This is a genomic window from Rhodococcus sp. GA1 (genome assembly GCF_024321955.1).
In the GTDB taxonomy this organism is placed as follows: Bacteria; Actinomycetota; Actinomycetes; order Mycobacteriales; family Mycobacteriaceae; genus Rhodococcus; species Rhodococcus pyridinivorans.
The window spans coordinates 1,539,635-1,554,533 of the sequence record NZ_CP097186.1 but is presented as its reverse complement, the minus strand read 5'-3'; the positions used below and the strand labels follow the sequence as shown (position 1 = coordinate 1,554,533).

Genomic DNA, 14,899 nt, shown 5'->3' with positions numbered 1-14,899 from the left:
CCGAACGATGGGTTTCATGGATTCGGTGAAGGGCCTTGTGAACAAGGGCAAGGACTACGCCTCGAAGAACCCCGACAAGGCCGATCAGTTCATCGAGAAGGTCGGAGACCAGGTGGACGGACGTACCGGCGGGAAGTACACCCAGCACGTCGACAAGGCGCAGGACGCCGCCCGCAGACATCTGGGTACTACCGGTAATCCCGCTCCGGGCGCGCAGCCGGAGCCGGGCGGGCAACCGGGTCCCGAGGGCGGCCCCGGGCCCGAAGCGCAGCCGGGACCGCGTCAGCCCTGATCGAGGCAGGGGCGGCAGCCCCGTTCACGGCAGGTATGGCAGTACGGTGTCGCCGAAGGTGTCGATGAACGGACGCTGATCCGGCCCCACATGGTGCAGATAGATCTCGTCGAAACCGAGTTCGGCGAATTCGCACAAGCGGTCGACGTGTTCGGCGGGATCGTCGGACACGATCACCGCGCCCTCGAGAGCGCCGTCGTCGAGTTCGGCGGCGTGGGCCTCGAATTCCTCGGGCGTGGCGAGTTCTGCCATGAGTTCCGGCGGTAAGGCGTTCGTCGCCCACTGTTCCCGCGCGATCTCCCGAGCGCGTTCCCGCGTGGGCGCCCAACTCAGATGGACCTGCAGCACGGTCCGTCCGCGTCCGCCCCCGTCGCGGTAAGCGCCGAGGATCCGCCGCAGGTCCTCGAGCGGGGCGTTCACGGTGACGAGACCGTCGACCCGGTCGGCGAAACGACCGGCCGTCCCGGGAGTCAGTGCGGGAAGCAGAATGTCGGGAGGAGTCTCCGGCCGGTCCCAGACCCGTCCGCGGTCGACCTTCACCGCGCCGTCGTGGTCGACGACTTCGCCCGCGTGCAGGCGTCGCACGATGTCGAGGTTCTCGCCGAGCAGTTGCTGCCGTTCCTCCTTGGGCGGCCAGGCAACTCCGGACATGCGTTCGTTGCAGTGCTCACCGCTGCCAAGGGCGAACCAGAAGCGCTGCGGGAACATCGATGCCAGAGTGGCGGTGGCCTGGGCGGTGACGACCGGGTGGTAGCGGAAGCCGGTCGCGGTGACGACGCCGAAACGTAGGTCCGTGGTGGCCAGGGCCGCTCCGAGCCACGACCACGCGAACCCCGAGTGCCCCTGGCGACGCGACCACGGTTCGATGTGGTCCGAGCACATGGCCGCCCCGAAACCGGCCGCTTCCGCGAGCCGGACGTCCTCGAGCAGGCGGGATGGGGACGCCTGTTCGTGTGAGGCGTGAAAACCTATCAGCGTCATACCTGTCCGCTCCTCCGGTCGATCGGCGATCAGTACTTCTCGATGAGGGCCAGTGCAGCCGTCATGAGTGCGAGATGGCTCAGCCCCTGGGGGAGATTGCCGAGGAAGGTGCCGTCCTCGGCAATCATCTCCGAGTACAGGCCCGGGCGAACACCTTCGCGTCGGCGCCCTGATCGCGCACCACGCGGAGCAACCAGCTCATCGCGGCGTGCACCTCCTCGCGATCGCCGAGACGGATCAACGCGTGCAGGGTGTAGGCGGCGTCGCGCACCCAGGCGAAACGGTAGTCCCAGTTCTTCTCGCCGTCCGGGATTTCCGGAACGGACGAAGCCGCCGCCGATCGAGCGGCGGGCGAGCTCACCCCACGGCAACCGCCCGGCGACGCCCGTGTCGATCGAATCGGTCACGCGGACCCGGCCCTGCGCGGTGGTGAAGACGGTGCTCAGCACGTTCGTACCCGTCACGTATGCGCGTTCTACGGTGAACTCGGCGACAGGCTGCAACTCGACGGAACCGCCCGCCGGTGCATCGAGCAGTCGTGCGAAGACCGGGTGCGAATCGAGGAGCGGAACCGGATACCAGTCCACCGAACCGTCCTCGGCGACGAGGGCGACGGTGTCACCGTCACCCAGCGCGGCATAGGTGCGCAGGTCCGCATAGCCGTCGTCGTCGCGGGCTGGGATCACACGCACTCCTCGCTGGGGCCGGGTACACGGCGGTCGATCGGTTGCATACCCCGGCTGCGTCGGGGCAAACGACCTGCCGGTCTCGCTGCGAGATCGGGTGTGCGGGCGCGTCGTGGAAGCAGGAGGGGCGGGGCGAACGGCATCCGGCAGGGTGGCCGAAGAAGAAGACGTGGCCGCCGTGTATCCGGGATTCGTTGTGCCACAGCGAATTTTTCACATCTTCTCGACATTGTGCAGGTAAGGGCGTGCAGCTATCGTGCGCCGTATACGTGGTGCAGACATCACCCGTCGTGCGACGACGAAGGGATCGGACGATGACCGCAGCGGCCTATGCCGAGTTCCTGCCCGAGAACTACCGATCGGCCTGTCGAGAACCGGAGTCCACCTGGTGGGACTGGCGCGGTCGCCGCGTCCACATCGCCCGCAACCCTCGCCCCGATGCTCCGGTGCGCGTGATGGGAATCCACGGCGCGGGCGGCCATTCCGCGGCGCTCTGGTCGTTCGCCTCGCTGGCCGCGGACGACGACGTGGACATCCTCTTCCCCGACATGCCCGTCTACGGACGGACCGTCGAACCCCGTCCCTCGCAGGTCCGGTACTGCGATTGGATCGACCTGCTCTGCGACCTCGTCGCAGCCGAACGCGCCGACGATCCCCGGCCGCTGGTCCTCTTCGGCGCGAGTATGGGCGGGATGATGGCCTACGAGGTCGCGGCCCGCACCGGACAGGTGGCCGCGGTGGTCGCGACCTGCCTCCTCGACCCCGGCGACCCCCAGGGGCGGGTAGCCGCAGCCCGATGGGGCTTCGCCGGAAAGGTGGCACCGTCGCTTCTGCCGCCCGTGGCCCGGGTGGCAGGTGATCTCCGACTGCCGATCAGATGGCTCGTGCGGATGAACCGGATGAGCAACGACCCCGACCTCACGCGCATGTGCGAGTCGGACCCGCTCGGGGGAGGAGTCCGGATCCCGCTGGGATTTCTGGCCGACTGGTTCACCTACCCGCATGCCGCGCCCGAGGACTTCACCGCAGCCCCGGTCACGCTCGTGCACCCGGCCGCCGACCGCTGGACCCCACCGGAGCCCAGCCTGCGGTTCCTCGACCGCATCTCCGCGCCGACGCAGGCCGTCCTGCTCGAGAACTGCGGGCACTGGCCGATCGAGGAGCCCGGACTCACCCGGCTGATCGCCACGACGCGTGCCGTCATCACCGGGGTGGCCGCACAAGGGTGATCACGGATCCGGCACCCGACTGCGGGTTCGCTTCGGCCGGCCGCCGGCTGTGTCACCATCACACCGTGAACCGGACACCTGGCACGGTGCCGTCGCGATGAACGGCGCGTGGATCCTGCTGGTCGTCATCGCCGGGATCGCGGTGACGGCCGTCGCGTCGCGACGCGACCTGCAGGCCCCGCTCGTGCTCGTCACCGTCGGAGCACTGGTGTCGTTCGCACCGGGTCTGCCGCGGCTCGAACTGGACCCGGACATCATCCTCGGGGTCGTCCTGCCGCCGCTGCTGTATTCGTCGGCCCTGCGGTTCTCGGTTCCCACCTTCCGGCAGTATCTGCCGTCGATCCTGCGGCTCGGGATCTACACGGTGCTCGTCACGGCGTTCGTCGTAGCGTGGACGGCGTCCGCGATGATGGCGACGCTGACCTTCGGTGCGGCACTCGCTCTCGGCGCGGTCGTCGCACCGACCGACGCGGTCAGTGCCGTCGCCGTGGGACAGCGACTCGGACTGCCGAAACGGGTCATCGCGGTGCTGACCGGGGAAGGTCTGGTCAACGACGCCACCGCCCTGACCCTGTTCACCGTGGCGATTTCGGCCGTCACGGGAACACACATCCTCGCCGATTCGCCGCTCCTGTTCTTCCTCTACGAGGTCGCGGGTGGGGTCGCTGTCGGTCTGGCACTCGCATACATCGTCCACCTGATCCGCGTCCGGATGTACGACTCGCCGCTCGAGACCGTGCTGGGGCTGGTGCTGCCGTTCGCGGCGTATCTCGCCGCCGAGGAGCTCCACGCCTCGGGAGTGCTCGCCGTCGTCGCTGCCGGACTGTTCATCGGGCACCGTGCCACCGAGGTCTCGGTGAGCACGCGACTGCAGGAACGCGCGGTGTGGAAGAGCATCGACGTGGTGCTCGAGACGTTCGTCTTCGCCTACATGGGCCTGCAACTGCGGTTCGTCCTCGACGAGGTCCGCGACAGCGGCGCCGACCTGCGCCTCGCGTTGCTCGGTGCGGTGGTGATCCTGCTCGTCGTCATGATCGTGCGACCCGCGTGGGGTCTGCTGCACTGGGGCCGGCGCGCGCTCGTGCGGCGCGCCGGATCCGAACGCCTCGGCCGCGACCAGCTGAACTTCCGGGAACACGTCGTGGTGTCGTGGGCGGGCATGCGCGGGGTCGTCACCCTCGCCGCGGCCGGTGGGGTGCCCGTGGTGATCGCATCGGGTGCTCCCTTCCCCGGCCGCGAGATGATCCAGATCTCCGCGCTGGTCGTCGCCATCGGCACACTCCTCATCCAGGGCGCGACGATGCCGTGGCTCATCCGCCGACTCGAGGTCACCGACCCCTACGAGCGGCTGCGGACCGAGGAACAGATGACCGTGGCCCGCAGGATCTCGGCAGAGTCCAGCGACCGTGTGCTTGCCGAACTCGCCGCGCAGCCACCCGACGGCGTGGACCCGGAGATCTACGACAGACTCCTGGCCAAAGCACGCACGTCGCTCCGATCCCGGCAGGAGGCGGAGACCGTCGAGGACACCGCGGAGGACGCCGGAACGCGACTGGCCGCGCTGTTCGACGACATCCGGCGGGCATCCCTGCGGGCGCGACGCCAGGCCCTCATCGACGCCCGCGATCGTGGTGAACTCGACGACGAGATCCTCCGCGACGTGCTCGAGAGCCTGGACATCGACGAAGCGGCGGTGGAGGAGCGCATCCGCCGCCGGCGCCGGGACGACGGTGCGCAGCGGTAGGACGACGGTGCACAACGGTCGGACGACAGGCGCACAACGGTCGGACGACAGGCGCAACGGTAGACTTTCCGCAAGTGAACACACCGCAAGGCCGGGATTCGGCGCTGCACGATCCCGAAACGGACACTTCCGTCCGCTCCGCCCTCCGATCACCTGCACGCCTCAAGACGGAACTGCTCGCCGGCCTCGTGGTCGCGCTCGCGCTGATTCCCGAGGCGATCTCGTTCTCCATCATCGCGGGAGTCGATCCGCGCGTCGGGCTCTTCGCTTCGGTCACGATGGCGATCACCATCGCGTTCGTCGGTGGGCGCCCCGCCATGATCTCCGCAGCGACCGCGGCGGTCGCACTGGTGATCGCCCCGGTGGCCAAGCAGTACGGCGTCGAGTACTTCATCGCGACCGTCATCCTCGCGGGCGTCTTCCAGATCCTGCTCAGCCTGCTCGGCGTCGCGAGGCTCATGCGGTTCGTGCCACGCAGCGTCATGGTGGGCTTCGTCAACTCGCTGGCCATCCTGATCTTCGTCGCCCAGTTGCCGCACCTGATCGACGTGCCGTGGCTCGTGTACCCCATGGTGGCGGTCGGCCTCCTCGTGCTCGTCTTCCTGCCGAGGTTCACGCAGATCGTCCCGGCGCCGCTGGTGGCGATCGTGCTCCTCAGCGTGGTGACGGTGGTGTTCTCGCTCGACGTGCCCAACGTGTCCGACCAGGGTGAACTGCCGGACAGCCTGCCCTCCCTGTTGATTCCGGACGTGCCGTTCACGCTCGACACCTTCGAGATCATCGCGCCCTATGCACTCGCGATGGCGCTCGTGGGTCTCATGGAATCGCTCATGACGGCCAAGCTCGTCGACGACATCACCGACACCCACTCCGACAAGACCCGGGAGGGATGGGGGCAGGGCATCGCCAACATCGTCACCGGATTCTTCGGCGGCATGGGCGGCTGCGCCATGATCGGCCAGACCATGATCAACGTCAAGGTGTCCGGGGCGCGGACCCGCATCTCGACGTTCGCGGCCGGTGTGTTCCTGCTGATCCTCATGGTCGTGCTCGGCGACATCGTCGGCCTGATCCCGATGGCTGCGCTCGTCGCCGTGATGATCATGGTCTCCGTCGGGACGATCGACTGGCACAGCGTGCATCCGCGCACCCTGAGACTGATGCCGATCAGTGAGACCCTGGTCATGGTCGTCACCGTCGTGGCCACGGTCGTCACCCACAACCTCGCCATCGGGGTCGTGCTCGGTGTGCTCACCGCGATGGTGCTGTTCGCCCGCCGGGTCGCGCACATGACCACGGTCGAGAGGACCCTCACGAGCGACGACACGTGTACCTACCGGGTCACGGGGGAACTGTTCTGGGCGTCGAGCAACGATCTCGTCTTCCAGTTCGACTACATCGGCGACCCGGAGAACGTCGTCGTCGACCTCACCGCCGCCGACATCTGGGACGCGTCCACCGTCGCGACCTTCGATGCGATCCAGCAGAAGTACGCGGCCAAAGGCAAGACGGTCACCATCGTCGGACTGGACGGCGCGAGCCTAGAACGCCTCCGCCGGTTGTCCGGCCGACTCGGTGGGGAGAACTGACTGCGCCTCCCGGGAGCAGGCTGCCGTTGTCGAGGCGCAACTCGACGGCGATCGATTCGACGTAACGTGAGCGCATGATCGCGATCGAGCTCGCCGCGGTGGTACTGCTCCTGGTGCTGGTCGTGGTCTCGGTGGTGCTGTGGACCCGGCGGGTGGTCACCACACCCGCCGAACGCGCGGTCCACGCGACCCTGCACACGGCGTCCCTCGCGGCGCGCCCCCTGCGCGCCGGGCTCGACGCGTCGTCCGCGAAGGAGGCCGCTCCGCACCTGCGGATGCTGCTGGCCGAAGCGCGCGCGGTGGCGCTGCTGGACGAGAACGGCGCCCTGCTCGCCTGGGACGGCCCGTTCGACGAACTGACGGACGCGATGATCACCGCCGCGGGCCGTGCCGTTGCCGACAAGCGTCGCGTGCTCGTCGGGCACCACGACCTGCGACGAGACCACGGCGACCTCGCGGCCCGCGCACTGATCGCCCAGCCGCTCGTCGTGGAGGACATGGGTGTGGCGGGGGTGCTCGGCGTCGTGACGACCGTCGAACCCGGCCCGGCGCTGCTCGGCGCGATCACCGAGGTGGCGCGGTACGCGTGCAGTCAGATCGAGCTGGCCGAACTCGATGCCTCCCGCGCCCGGCTCGACCGCGCGGAGGTCCGCGCGCTGCGCGCCCAGATCAGTCCGCACTTCATCTACAACGCGCTCAACACGGTGGCGTCGTTCGTCCGGACCGACCCGGACCGGGCCCGCGAACTGCTGCTGGATTTCGCCGACTTCACCCGCTACTCGTTCCGCGCGGCCGGTGAGTACACCCTGCTCGCCGACGAACTGCGCAACATCGACCGGTACCTGACGCTCGAACGTGCCCGCTTCGGCAACGCCCTCGAGGTGCGCCTGCAGATCGCGCCCGAGGTGCTCAACGTGACGCTGCCCTTCCTCGCTCTGCAGCCGCTCGTCGAGAACGCCGTGCGGCACGGGATCGCGGGCAAGGAAACTCGCACGGGCACGATCACCATCACCGCGGCGGACGAAGGCACCGACTGCGTCATCAGCGTCGAGGACGACGGGATCGGCATGGACCCGGACCTGCTGCGATCGGGCACGCTCGACGCGATCGCCGAGAGCGAGCACGGCAGCGGTGTCCGCGAGTCCGCGCACGTGGGTCTCGCCAACGTCGACGACCGGCTGCGTGCGGCCTTCGGTAACGACTACGGCCTCGTCGTCGAGACCGCGCCGGGGGCCGGCACCCGGGTGAGCATGCGCGTGCCGAAGTTCAGGGCGGGTATCCGGCCGTGAGGAACACCGGGCATGGCACGATGGATTCGCCGTGAACGAGATCACAGACAACCTGACCGTGCTGGCGGTCGACGACGAACCGCCCGCCCTCGACGAGCTGGCCTACCTGCTGCGCGCGCAGGAGGAGATCGGCGTCGTCCACACCGCGGGAGACGCGACGACCGCTCTGCGCGTGCTGCGCGACGGAGGCATCGACGCGGTTTTCCTCGACATCAACATGCCCGGACTCGACGGGCTGGAACTCGCAGGCATCCTGCGCAATTTCGCGGTGTCCCCGGCCGTGGTGTTCGTGACCGCGCACGACGATCGCGCGGTCTCGGCGTTCGACCTCGGCGCCGTCGATTACGTCCTCAAGCCGCTGCGGGAGGAACGACTCGCCGAAGCGGTCCGGCGGATCGCCGAACGCAGCCGACCCGCGGCGCAGGCCGCATCCGACACCGGCCAGAGCGACGACGTGATCCCGGTCGAGCTCGGCGGTGTCACCACGCTCGTGCCGCGCTCGTCGGTCCACTGGGTCGAAGCCGAGGGCGACTACGCGCGACTGCACACCGCGACCGGTTCGCACCTGGTGCGGATCCCGATATCGACGCTCGAGAGCCGCTGGGCCGATGCCGGCTTCCTGCGCGTGCACCGCTCCTTTCTCGTGGCGCTGCCGCTCGTCACCGGTATCCGCAGTGTGGGTTCGGGTCTCGTCGTGTGCCTGCGCAGCGACAGCAACTCCCCGCCCGTCGAACTGCCGGTCAGCCGCCGGCACACGCGGGAACTCAAGGACCGGCTCATCCGCGGTCCGATGCAGTCGTGGACGTCGCGATGAGCACCACCGGCGGATCGCCCCCGCAGCGGCAGCGTGTTGTCCTCGCCGAACGGCGCGGGGCGCGCATGGTCCGCACCCGGGTCGAGGTGCAGCAACAGACCGAGGTGGGCGACGCGATGGTCCGCGGGCTGGTCCGGGCACAGCTCGGGCTCGCCCTGCGGGTCGCGCTGTTCACCGTGTGCCTGCTGGGCGCCATTCCGGTGCTGTTCCATGTCGCTCCCGGTCTCGCCGTGGTGACGGTCCTCGGGATCCGCCTGCCGTGGGTGTTGCTCGGTGTGGTCGGTTATCCGATCCTGCTCGGTATCGCGTGGGTGTATCTGCGCCTCGCCGAACGCAACGAGCAGGATTTCACCGACCTCACCGACGATTGACGACCCCGTGAGCGGATCGATTCCCGTCGTCACCGTCGTCGGTCTCGTCGCCGCGGCGATCGCCACCGTCGCGATCGGTGTGTACGGCGTGCGGATGGCGCGCACCACCTCGGACTTCCTCGTCGCCTCCCGCAGCGTCGGGCCACGCTGGAACGCCGCAGCCATCTCCGGTGAATACCTCTCGGCGGCATCCTTTCTCGGGGTGGCCGGGCTCGTCGCGAAGTTCGGTGCCGATGCCCTGTGGTATCCCGTCGGTTTCACGGCCGGCTATCTGGGTCTGCTGCTGTTCGTCGCTGCGCCGCTGCGACGTTCGGGTGCCTACACCGTCCCGGACTTCGCGGAGTTCCGGCTGGGGGAGAAGTGGCTGCGCACGCTGTCGATGATGGTCGTGGCGATCATCTGCATCCTGTATCTGGTGCCGCAGTTCCAGGGCGCGGGACTCACGCTCAACATCCTTCTGGGAGTGCCCGACTGGGTGGGCGTCGCCGTGGTCGGGGTGATTGTCGTGGCCAACGTGGTCGGCGGTGGGATGCGCTCGATCACGTTCGTGCAGGCCTTCCAGTACTGGCTCAAGCTCACCGCGGTCGCCCTGCCCGCACTGGTCCTCACGTTGCACTTCGTCGGCGACCACCGGGCCGTCGACGAACCCGTGCCGCCCACCGTCGCGGAGATCACGACCGTCGACGTGACGATCGACGTGGTCGTGCAGGTCGCCGAGCCGTTGCCGGTCGTGGTGACCGGGGAGATCGACGGCCGATCGGTCGCAGGTGACTTCGAACTCGAGCCGGGAGAGCACGTCCTCGGGGCAGGCACCGAACTCGTCCTCGATGCCGGTTCTCCGGTGCCGGTGGTGGCCGGTGCGCCGACCGACAACGACAGCTGGGCGTCGCCGGGGGCCGGATTGGGGGCGAGCAGCGAACATCCGTTGTTCCAGGTCTACTCGCTGATGCTTGCGACCTTCCTCGGAACCATGGGTCTGCCGCACGTGCTGGTGCGCTTCTACACGAACCCGGACGGTCGCGCGGCGCGCATGACGTCCTTTGCCGTGATCGGGCTGCTCGGGCTGTTCTATCTGTTCCCGACGCTGCTCGGAGTGTTCGCGCGCCTGTACGTCCCGCAGTTGCTCATCACGGGACGGTCGGACGCCGCGGTGCTGCTGCTGCCGGGATCGGTGCTGTCCGGCTGGGGAGGGCAGTTGCTCGCGGCCCTCGTAGCCTCGGGCGCGATCGCGGCCTTCCTGTCGACCTCCTCCGGGTTGCTGGTCAGTGTCGCGGGCGTGCTGTCCACGGACGTGCTGCGCGGACGGGTGCGCGATTTCCGGATCGCCGCGGTGCTCGCGGGCGTGGTGCCGCTCGTGCTGGCGCTGTCGGTGACCTCGCTCGACCTGTCGCGTTCGGTGGGACAGGTCTTCGCGATCGCTGCGTCGACGCTGTGTCCGCTGCTGGTCCTGGGGATCTGGTGGCGTGGCCTCACCGCGATCGGTGCCGCGGCAGGGATGGTCGTCGGTGGTCTCGTTGCGGGGGGCGCCGCCCTGGCCACCGTGCTGCTGCCGATCGATCCGTCGGTGGCCGCAGGGTGGCCGACGGTGCTCTCTGCCTATCCTGCGGCGTTGAGCGTGCCGCTGGCGTTCGTCACGATGATCGCGGTGAGCGTGCTGACGCGTCGCCGGATCCCGCGCGACGTCGGCAGGACCTTCTCTCGCATGCACGTGCCCGAGCGGCTCGGCATGGGCCGCGACCGCGAACTCGGAGCGTTCGGCGACCGGGGGCGGGGACCCGGGGAGAGGCGCCGTTCGTCGCGGTGACGTGACCGTTCGTCGCACGAGGACACCCCTCGTCGTTCCATCTCTTGCCTCCTCTGTTCGTGTGACAACCGTCTCATTAGCGTTGTGAGCATCCTCACCTCACACGACGACCAAGGAGTCGGTAGTGACCACAGCACCACTCAGCGAGAGTGGCGTACCCCAGCAGCGACGGATACCGACGCCGCAGGAGTTCGTCACGATGCAGGAGAGCCCGGAGTTCCAGGAACTGCGCAGCCGTCTGCGCCGTTTCGTGTTCCCGGTGACGGCGTTCTTCCTGGCCTGGTACGCCCTGTACGTCCTGCTCGCCACCTACGCGGACGAGTTCATGGCGACGAAGGTCATCGGCAACATCAACGTCGGGCTGATCCTGGGTCTCGGCCAGTTCGTCACGACCTTCGTGATCACCGCCGTCTACGTGAAGTTCGCCGGCCGTGAGCTGGATCCGCGTTCCGCCGCGATCCGCGAGGAACTGGAAGGACCGCAGCAGTGACCGTTCTCGCGCAGAGTGGGGCCGACGTCGGTAACCCGATCCTCAACATCGCCATCTTCGTCGCGTTCGTCGTCGTGACGATGGGCCTGGTCATCAAGGCCAGCCGCACGACGAAGAAGGCCTCCGACTTCTACACCGGCGGTGGCCAGTTCTCCGGGCCGCAGAACGGCTTCGCCATCGCCGGCGATTACCTGTCGGCCGCGTCGTTCCTCGGTATCGCCGGTGCGATCGCCGTCTACGGATACGACGGCTTCCTGTACTCGATCGGCTTCCTCGTCGCATGGCTCGTCGCCCTACTGCTCGTCGCCGAACTGCTCCGCAACACCGGCCGGTTCACGATGGCCGACGTGCTGAGCTTCCGGCTCAAGGAACGCCCCGTCCGCATGGCGGCGGCGCTCTCGACCCTCGCGGTGTCGCTGTTCTATCTGCTCGCACAGATGGCCGGCGCCGGCGGACTCGTCGCGCTGCTGCTCGACATCGAGGGCAAGGCCGGCCAGGCGATCGTCGTCGCGGTCGTCGGTGTGCTCATGATCGTGTACGTGCTCATCGGCGGCATGAAGGGCACGACCTACGTGCAGATGGTCAAGGCCGTGCTGCTCGTCGCCGGGGCGGGCCTGATGTTCGTGCTCGTCCTGTTCGCGGTGCGGGGCAACTTCTCGCAGCTGCTCGCCGACGCTCAGGCGATGGTGTCGAGCTCGTCGAACGAGGCCGTCGCGCAGCGTGACGTGCTCGCTCCCGGTGCCAAGTACGGCATCAGCAACATGACCCAGATCGACTTCCTCTCGCTCGGTCTCGCGCTGGTCCTCGGCACCGCGGGCCTGCCGCACGTGCTGATGCGCTTCTACACCGTGCCGACCGCCAAGGAAGCACGTCGTTCGGTCACCTGGGCCATCGCCCTCATCGGCGCCTTCTACCTGTTCACCCTGGTGCTCGGTTACGGTGCCGCGAAGATGGTCGGCCCCGACGCGATCCTCGGCGCTCCCGGCAAGGAGAACTCTGCGGCTCCGTTGCTGGCCTTCGAACTCGGCGGCACTCTGTTCCTGGCGATCATCTCGGCCGTCGCCTTCGCCACGATCCTTGCGGTCGTCGCCGGCCTGGCCATCACCGCCTCGGCATCCTTCGCCCACGACATCTACGCCAGTGTCATCAAGCGTGGCAACGCCACCGAGGACGAGCAGGTGCGGGTCTCGCGGATCACGGTCGTCGTGATCGGTCTGGTGGCGATCGTCCTCGGTATCCTCGCCATGGGACAGAACATCGCCTTCCTGGTGGCCCTGGCCTTCGCGGTCGCCGCCTCGGCGAACCTGCCCACCCTGCTGTACTCGCTGTTCTGGCGGAAGTTCAACACGACCGGCGCCCTGTTCAGCATCTACGGCGGTCTGATCAGCTGCCTCGTGCTCATCGTGTTCTCCCCGGCGGTGTCCGGTGCACCCTCGGCGATGTTCCCGAACGTGGACTTCTCGTGGTTCCCGTTGTCGAACCCGGGCATCGTGTCGATCCCGCTCGCGTTCGTCCTCGGGATCGTCGGCACCTTCGTCGGACGCCGCAAGCAGGAGGACCGGTACAAGCAGGCGGAGATGGAGGTCCGCTCGCTCACCGGTGTCGGTGTGGAGAAGGCCGTCTCCCACTGATCTTTCGTGCCGCAGTGGCCCGCTCCCGATCGGGGGCGGGCCACCGTCGTGTCGGGGCGCCCCGCCGGCGGAACGGACCGTCTACTGTTGCGGACCATGGCGAAACTCGAAGTGTCCACCGACCTTCCGCTCGACCCGCACGCAGCGTGGGAGCACGCCTCCCGCCTCGAGTCGTTCGGGGAGTGGCTGAGCATCCACGACGGGTGGCGCAGCGACCTGCCGGACACCCTCGCCGAGGGCACCACCCTGCAGTCGGTGGTATCCGTCAAGGGCATGCGCAACCGCGTCACGTGGACCATCGTCGAACTGGACGCGCCGCACCACGTGGTGCTGAAGGGGACCGGCAAGGGAGGTACGAAGTTCTCCATGCGACTCGCCGTTGCAGCTCGCGGGGACGGTTCGACGCTGTCGATGAAGATCGACCTCGGCGGTGCGCCCCTGTTCGGTCCGATCGGATCGGGGGTTGCGCGCGTCCTGCACGGCGACCTGCAGTCGTCGCTCGACACCTTCGCACGCCGCTACGGCGGGAACTGACGCCCGGCGCAGCGCGACACGACGCTCGGTCTCATCGAGCAGGAACATGATCCGAAGCGGCCGCGCTCCGACGGTGAAGTCGTTCCACGCCGCTTGCGTACCAACGCTTACCGAAGATCAGCGCCACGATCGCGAGTGCGTACACCAGCGGGGTCAGTTGCAGCGCAGCGAGCAGACCCAGACGGTCGGCGAGGATCCCGACGACGAACGGTCCGGTCGCCAGCCCCAGGACGTTGTTGGCGACGGTGAGAGTGCCGAGCGCGGAAGCCCGCACCGACTCGTGGGTCAGCCGTGCCACCATGGCCGCGGTGGGACCCGAGGACCCGGCGGCGAAGAATGCTCCGATCCCGATGAGAGTCAATTGCGCCGAACCGGGTGCCAGCTGGAATCCGATGCCGAGGGACACGAGCGATACGAGGCAGAATGCGATGGCGCTGGTCCACTTCGCCGACGGGTTCGTGCGGCTGACCCGGTCGGTGATCATCCCGCACACCACCATGCCGGTGCCGATCAGCAGGACGAAGATCGATGCGACCATCCCGGCCTTGTCCGGGGCCAGACCGTACTCGCGGTTGAAGAAGCTGGGCGTCCATGCCAACAGCACCGCGGCGGTGAACATCTGCAGGCCGCCCCCGAGGTAGGCGCACCAGACGGCTGGGCTGGTGAACAGTGTGGAGATCGGTACCCGGATCGGGGGTGACGAATCCGGACGAGGAGACAGCTCGATCGGGGTGTCCTGACCGACTTTGTGCGCCGCCAACCTGCCTTCGGTGACCAGGGTGCGGAACAGGGCGACGAGGATCAGGCCGAGGACCGCCATGGCCGCGAACGACCACCGCCAGCTCAGGTGCACCGCGATGACGCCACCGAGCGCGACGCCGATGACCGAACCGAACGAGCCGCCGGCCATGAAGGCGCCGCTGAGTGCGGAATGGACCCGCGGGACGAAGACGCTCAGGATCACGGCGATGCCCACGCTGCCGTAGGCGGCCTCGCCGACTCCGACCAGGAAGCGGGCGATGAGCAGCTGTTCGTAATTGGCTGCCACGGCGCAGAACAGCGTCGCGATACTCCAGATCACCGCCATCAGGGTGAGGCTCCGCACCCGGCCCCACCGATCGGCGAGGAGCGACAGTGGGAAGGTCAACAGGCCCACCATGAGGGCGACGATGCTGGTGAGCGACGCGAGTTGCGAATCCGACAGTGCCCAATCCGCTTTCAGGAACGGGAAGACCGCGCTGAGCACCTGGCGCGACATGTAGTCCGAGAGCAGCAGCGCGAACGTCAGCGCGAAAACCAGCCAGGGATACGCGATCCGTCGGCGTGGACGCCTCTCGGGTGCGGGGTGACCGGAGTTCGTGTGGACGCCAGGAGATTCGGGGTCGAGTTCGGCAGAGGTGCCGATCGGAGTGGGGAGAATTCCCATGGGAGCTCCTCGGTAGGAA

The 14,899-nt window shown here is 68.2% G+C and carries 14 protein-coding genes and 1 pseudogene; 11 read left to right on the top strand and 4 right to left on the bottom strand.

Features of this window, described 5'->3' with window-relative positions:
- Positions 1–7: 7 nt before the first annotated feature.
- Positions 8–292: an antitoxin gene (locus M3330_RS07185; RefSeq protein WP_230809780.1), complete on the top strand. Its 285-nt coding sequence runs from the start codon at positions 8–10 to the stop codon at positions 290–292.
- Positions 293–316: 24 nt separating this feature from the next.
- Here M3330_RS07185 and M3330_RS07180 read toward each other — a convergent pair whose 3' ends face one another.
- The 3 genes and pseudogenes from M3330_RS07180 to M3330_RS07170 form a co-directional block, all read right to left on the bottom strand.
- Complete coding sequence (locus M3330_RS07180; protein ID WP_255028015.1) at positions 317–1,273, bottom strand: TIGR03885 family FMN-dependent LLM class oxidoreductase; 957 nt, start codon at positions 1,271–1,273, stop codon at positions 317–319.
- Between the two features lie 124 nt (positions 1,274–1,397).
- Positions 1,398–1,544 carry a glycoside hydrolase family 15 protein gene (locus M3330_RS24465; protein ID WP_230809823.1) on the bottom strand — a complete coding sequence of 49 codons (147 nt, stop codon included), beginning with the start codon at positions 1,542–1,544 and terminating at the stop codon, positions 1,398–1,400.
- Between the two features lie 175 nt (positions 1,545–1,719).
- Positions 1,720–1,860 (bottom strand): annotated as a pseudogene (locus M3330_RS07170) (hypothetical protein); the annotation flags it as partial.
- Positions 1,861–2,273: 413 nt separating this feature from the next.
- On the opposite strand from M3330_RS07170, the gene M3330_RS07165 reads away from it, so the two are divergent.
- The 10 genes from M3330_RS07165 to M3330_RS07120 all read left to right on the top strand — a co-directional run bounded on the left by M3330_RS07165 (position 2,274) and on the right by M3330_RS07120 (position 13,454).
- Positions 2,274–3,188 carry an alpha/beta hydrolase gene (locus M3330_RS07165; RefSeq protein ID WP_039587520.1) on the top strand — a complete coding sequence of 305 codons (915 nt, stop codon included), beginning with the start codon at positions 2,274–2,276 and terminating at the stop codon, positions 3,186–3,188.
- Positions 3,189–3,285: 97 nt separating this feature from the next.
- Positions 3,286–4,932 (top strand): Na+/H+ antiporter, encoded by a 1,647-nt coding sequence (locus tag M3330_RS07160; RefSeq protein WP_255028001.1) that lies wholly within the window; start codon positions 3,286–3,288, stop codon positions 4,930–4,932.
- Between the two features lie 74 nt (positions 4,933–5,006).
- On the top strand, positions 5,007–6,521 hold the full coding sequence (locus M3330_RS07155) for a SulP family inorganic anion transporter (RefSeq protein ID WP_064852102.1): 1,515 nt from the start codon (positions 5,007–5,009) through the stop codon (positions 6,519–6,521).
- A 74-nt stretch (positions 6,522–6,595) separates the two neighbouring features.
- Positions 6,596–7,810 carry a sensor histidine kinase gene (locus M3330_RS07150; protein ID WP_024103121.1) on the top strand — a complete coding sequence of 405 codons (1,215 nt, stop codon included), beginning with the start codon at positions 6,596–6,598 and terminating at the stop codon, positions 7,808–7,810.
- A gap of 31 nt (positions 7,811–7,841) precedes the next feature.
- Complete coding sequence (locus M3330_RS07145; protein WP_006551612.1) at positions 7,842–8,624, top strand: LytTR family DNA-binding domain-containing protein; 783 nt, start codon at positions 7,842–7,844, stop codon at positions 8,622–8,624.
- Positions 8,621–8,995 carry a hypothetical protein gene (locus M3330_RS07140; protein ID WP_024103122.1) on the top strand — a complete coding sequence of 125 codons (375 nt, stop codon included), beginning with the start codon at positions 8,621–8,623 and terminating at the stop codon, positions 8,993–8,995. The genes M3330_RS07145 and M3330_RS07140 overlap by 4 nt, the downstream gene beginning before the upstream one ends.
- A gap of 7 nt (positions 8,996–9,002) precedes the next feature.
- Entirely contained in the window at positions 9,003–10,799 is a 1,797-nt protein-coding gene (locus tag M3330_RS07135) for a cation acetate symporter (RefSeq protein ID WP_019289890.1), read from the top strand.
- A 124-nt stretch (positions 10,800–10,923) separates the two neighbouring features.
- Positions 10,924–11,289 (top strand): DUF485 domain-containing protein, encoded by a 366-nt coding sequence (locus M3330_RS07130; protein WP_019289889.1) that lies wholly within the window; start codon positions 10,924–10,926, stop codon positions 11,287–11,289.
- The gene (locus tag M3330_RS07125; RefSeq protein WP_006551608.1) at positions 11,286–12,920 is read left to right on the top strand and encodes a cation acetate symporter; all 1,635 of its coding nucleotides are present in this window, start codon (positions 11,286–11,288) and stop codon (positions 12,918–12,920) included. The genes M3330_RS07130 and M3330_RS07125 overlap by 4 nt, the downstream gene beginning before the upstream one ends.
- 96 nt (positions 12,921–13,016) lie before the next feature.
- A complete protein-coding gene (locus M3330_RS07120; protein ID WP_006551607.1) occupies positions 13,017–13,454 on the top strand; it encodes an SRPBCC family protein in 438 nt (145 codons plus the stop codon).
- Positions 13,455–13,485: 31 nt separating this feature from the next.
- On the opposite strand, the gene M3330_RS07115 is transcribed toward M3330_RS07120, so the two are convergent.
- Positions 13,486–14,880 carry an MFS transporter gene (locus tag M3330_RS07115; RefSeq protein ID WP_255027994.1) on the bottom strand — a complete coding sequence of 465 codons (1,395 nt, stop codon included), beginning with the start codon at positions 14,878–14,880 and terminating at the stop codon, positions 13,486–13,488.
- Positions 14,881–14,899 lie beyond the last annotated feature (19 nt).

Bases quoted from the DNA above. Each gene is read 5' to 3' on its own strand.
- M3330_RS07185 (WP_230809780.1), top strand. From the start codon at position 8: ATGGGTTTCATGGATTCGGTGAAGGGCCTTGTGAACAAGGGCAAGGAC.
- M3330_RS07180 (WP_255028015.1), bottom strand. From the start codon at position 1,273: ATGACGCTGATAGGTTTTCACGCCTCACACGAACAGGCGTCCCCATCC.
- M3330_RS07165 (WP_039587520.1), top strand. From the start codon at position 2,274: ATGACCGCAGCGGCCTATGCCGAGTTCCTGCCCGAGAACTACCGATCG.
- M3330_RS07160 (WP_255028001.1), top strand. From the start codon at position 3,286: ATGAACGGCGCGTGGATCCTGCTGGTCGTCATCGCCGGGATCGCGGTG.
- M3330_RS07150 (WP_024103121.1), top strand. From the start codon at position 6,596: ATGATCGCGATCGAGCTCGCCGCGGTGGTACTGCTCCTGGTGCTGGTC.
- M3330_RS07140 (WP_024103122.1), top strand. From the start codon at position 8,621: ATGAGCACCACCGGCGGATCGCCCCCGCAGCGGCAGCGTGTTGTCCTC.
- M3330_RS07120 (WP_006551607.1), top strand. From the start codon at position 13,017: ATGGCGAAACTCGAAGTGTCCACCGACCTTCCGCTCGACCCGCACGCA.
- M3330_RS07115 (WP_255027994.1), bottom strand. From the start codon at position 14,880: ATGGGAATTCTCCCCACTCCGATCGGCACCTCTGCCGAACTCGACCCC.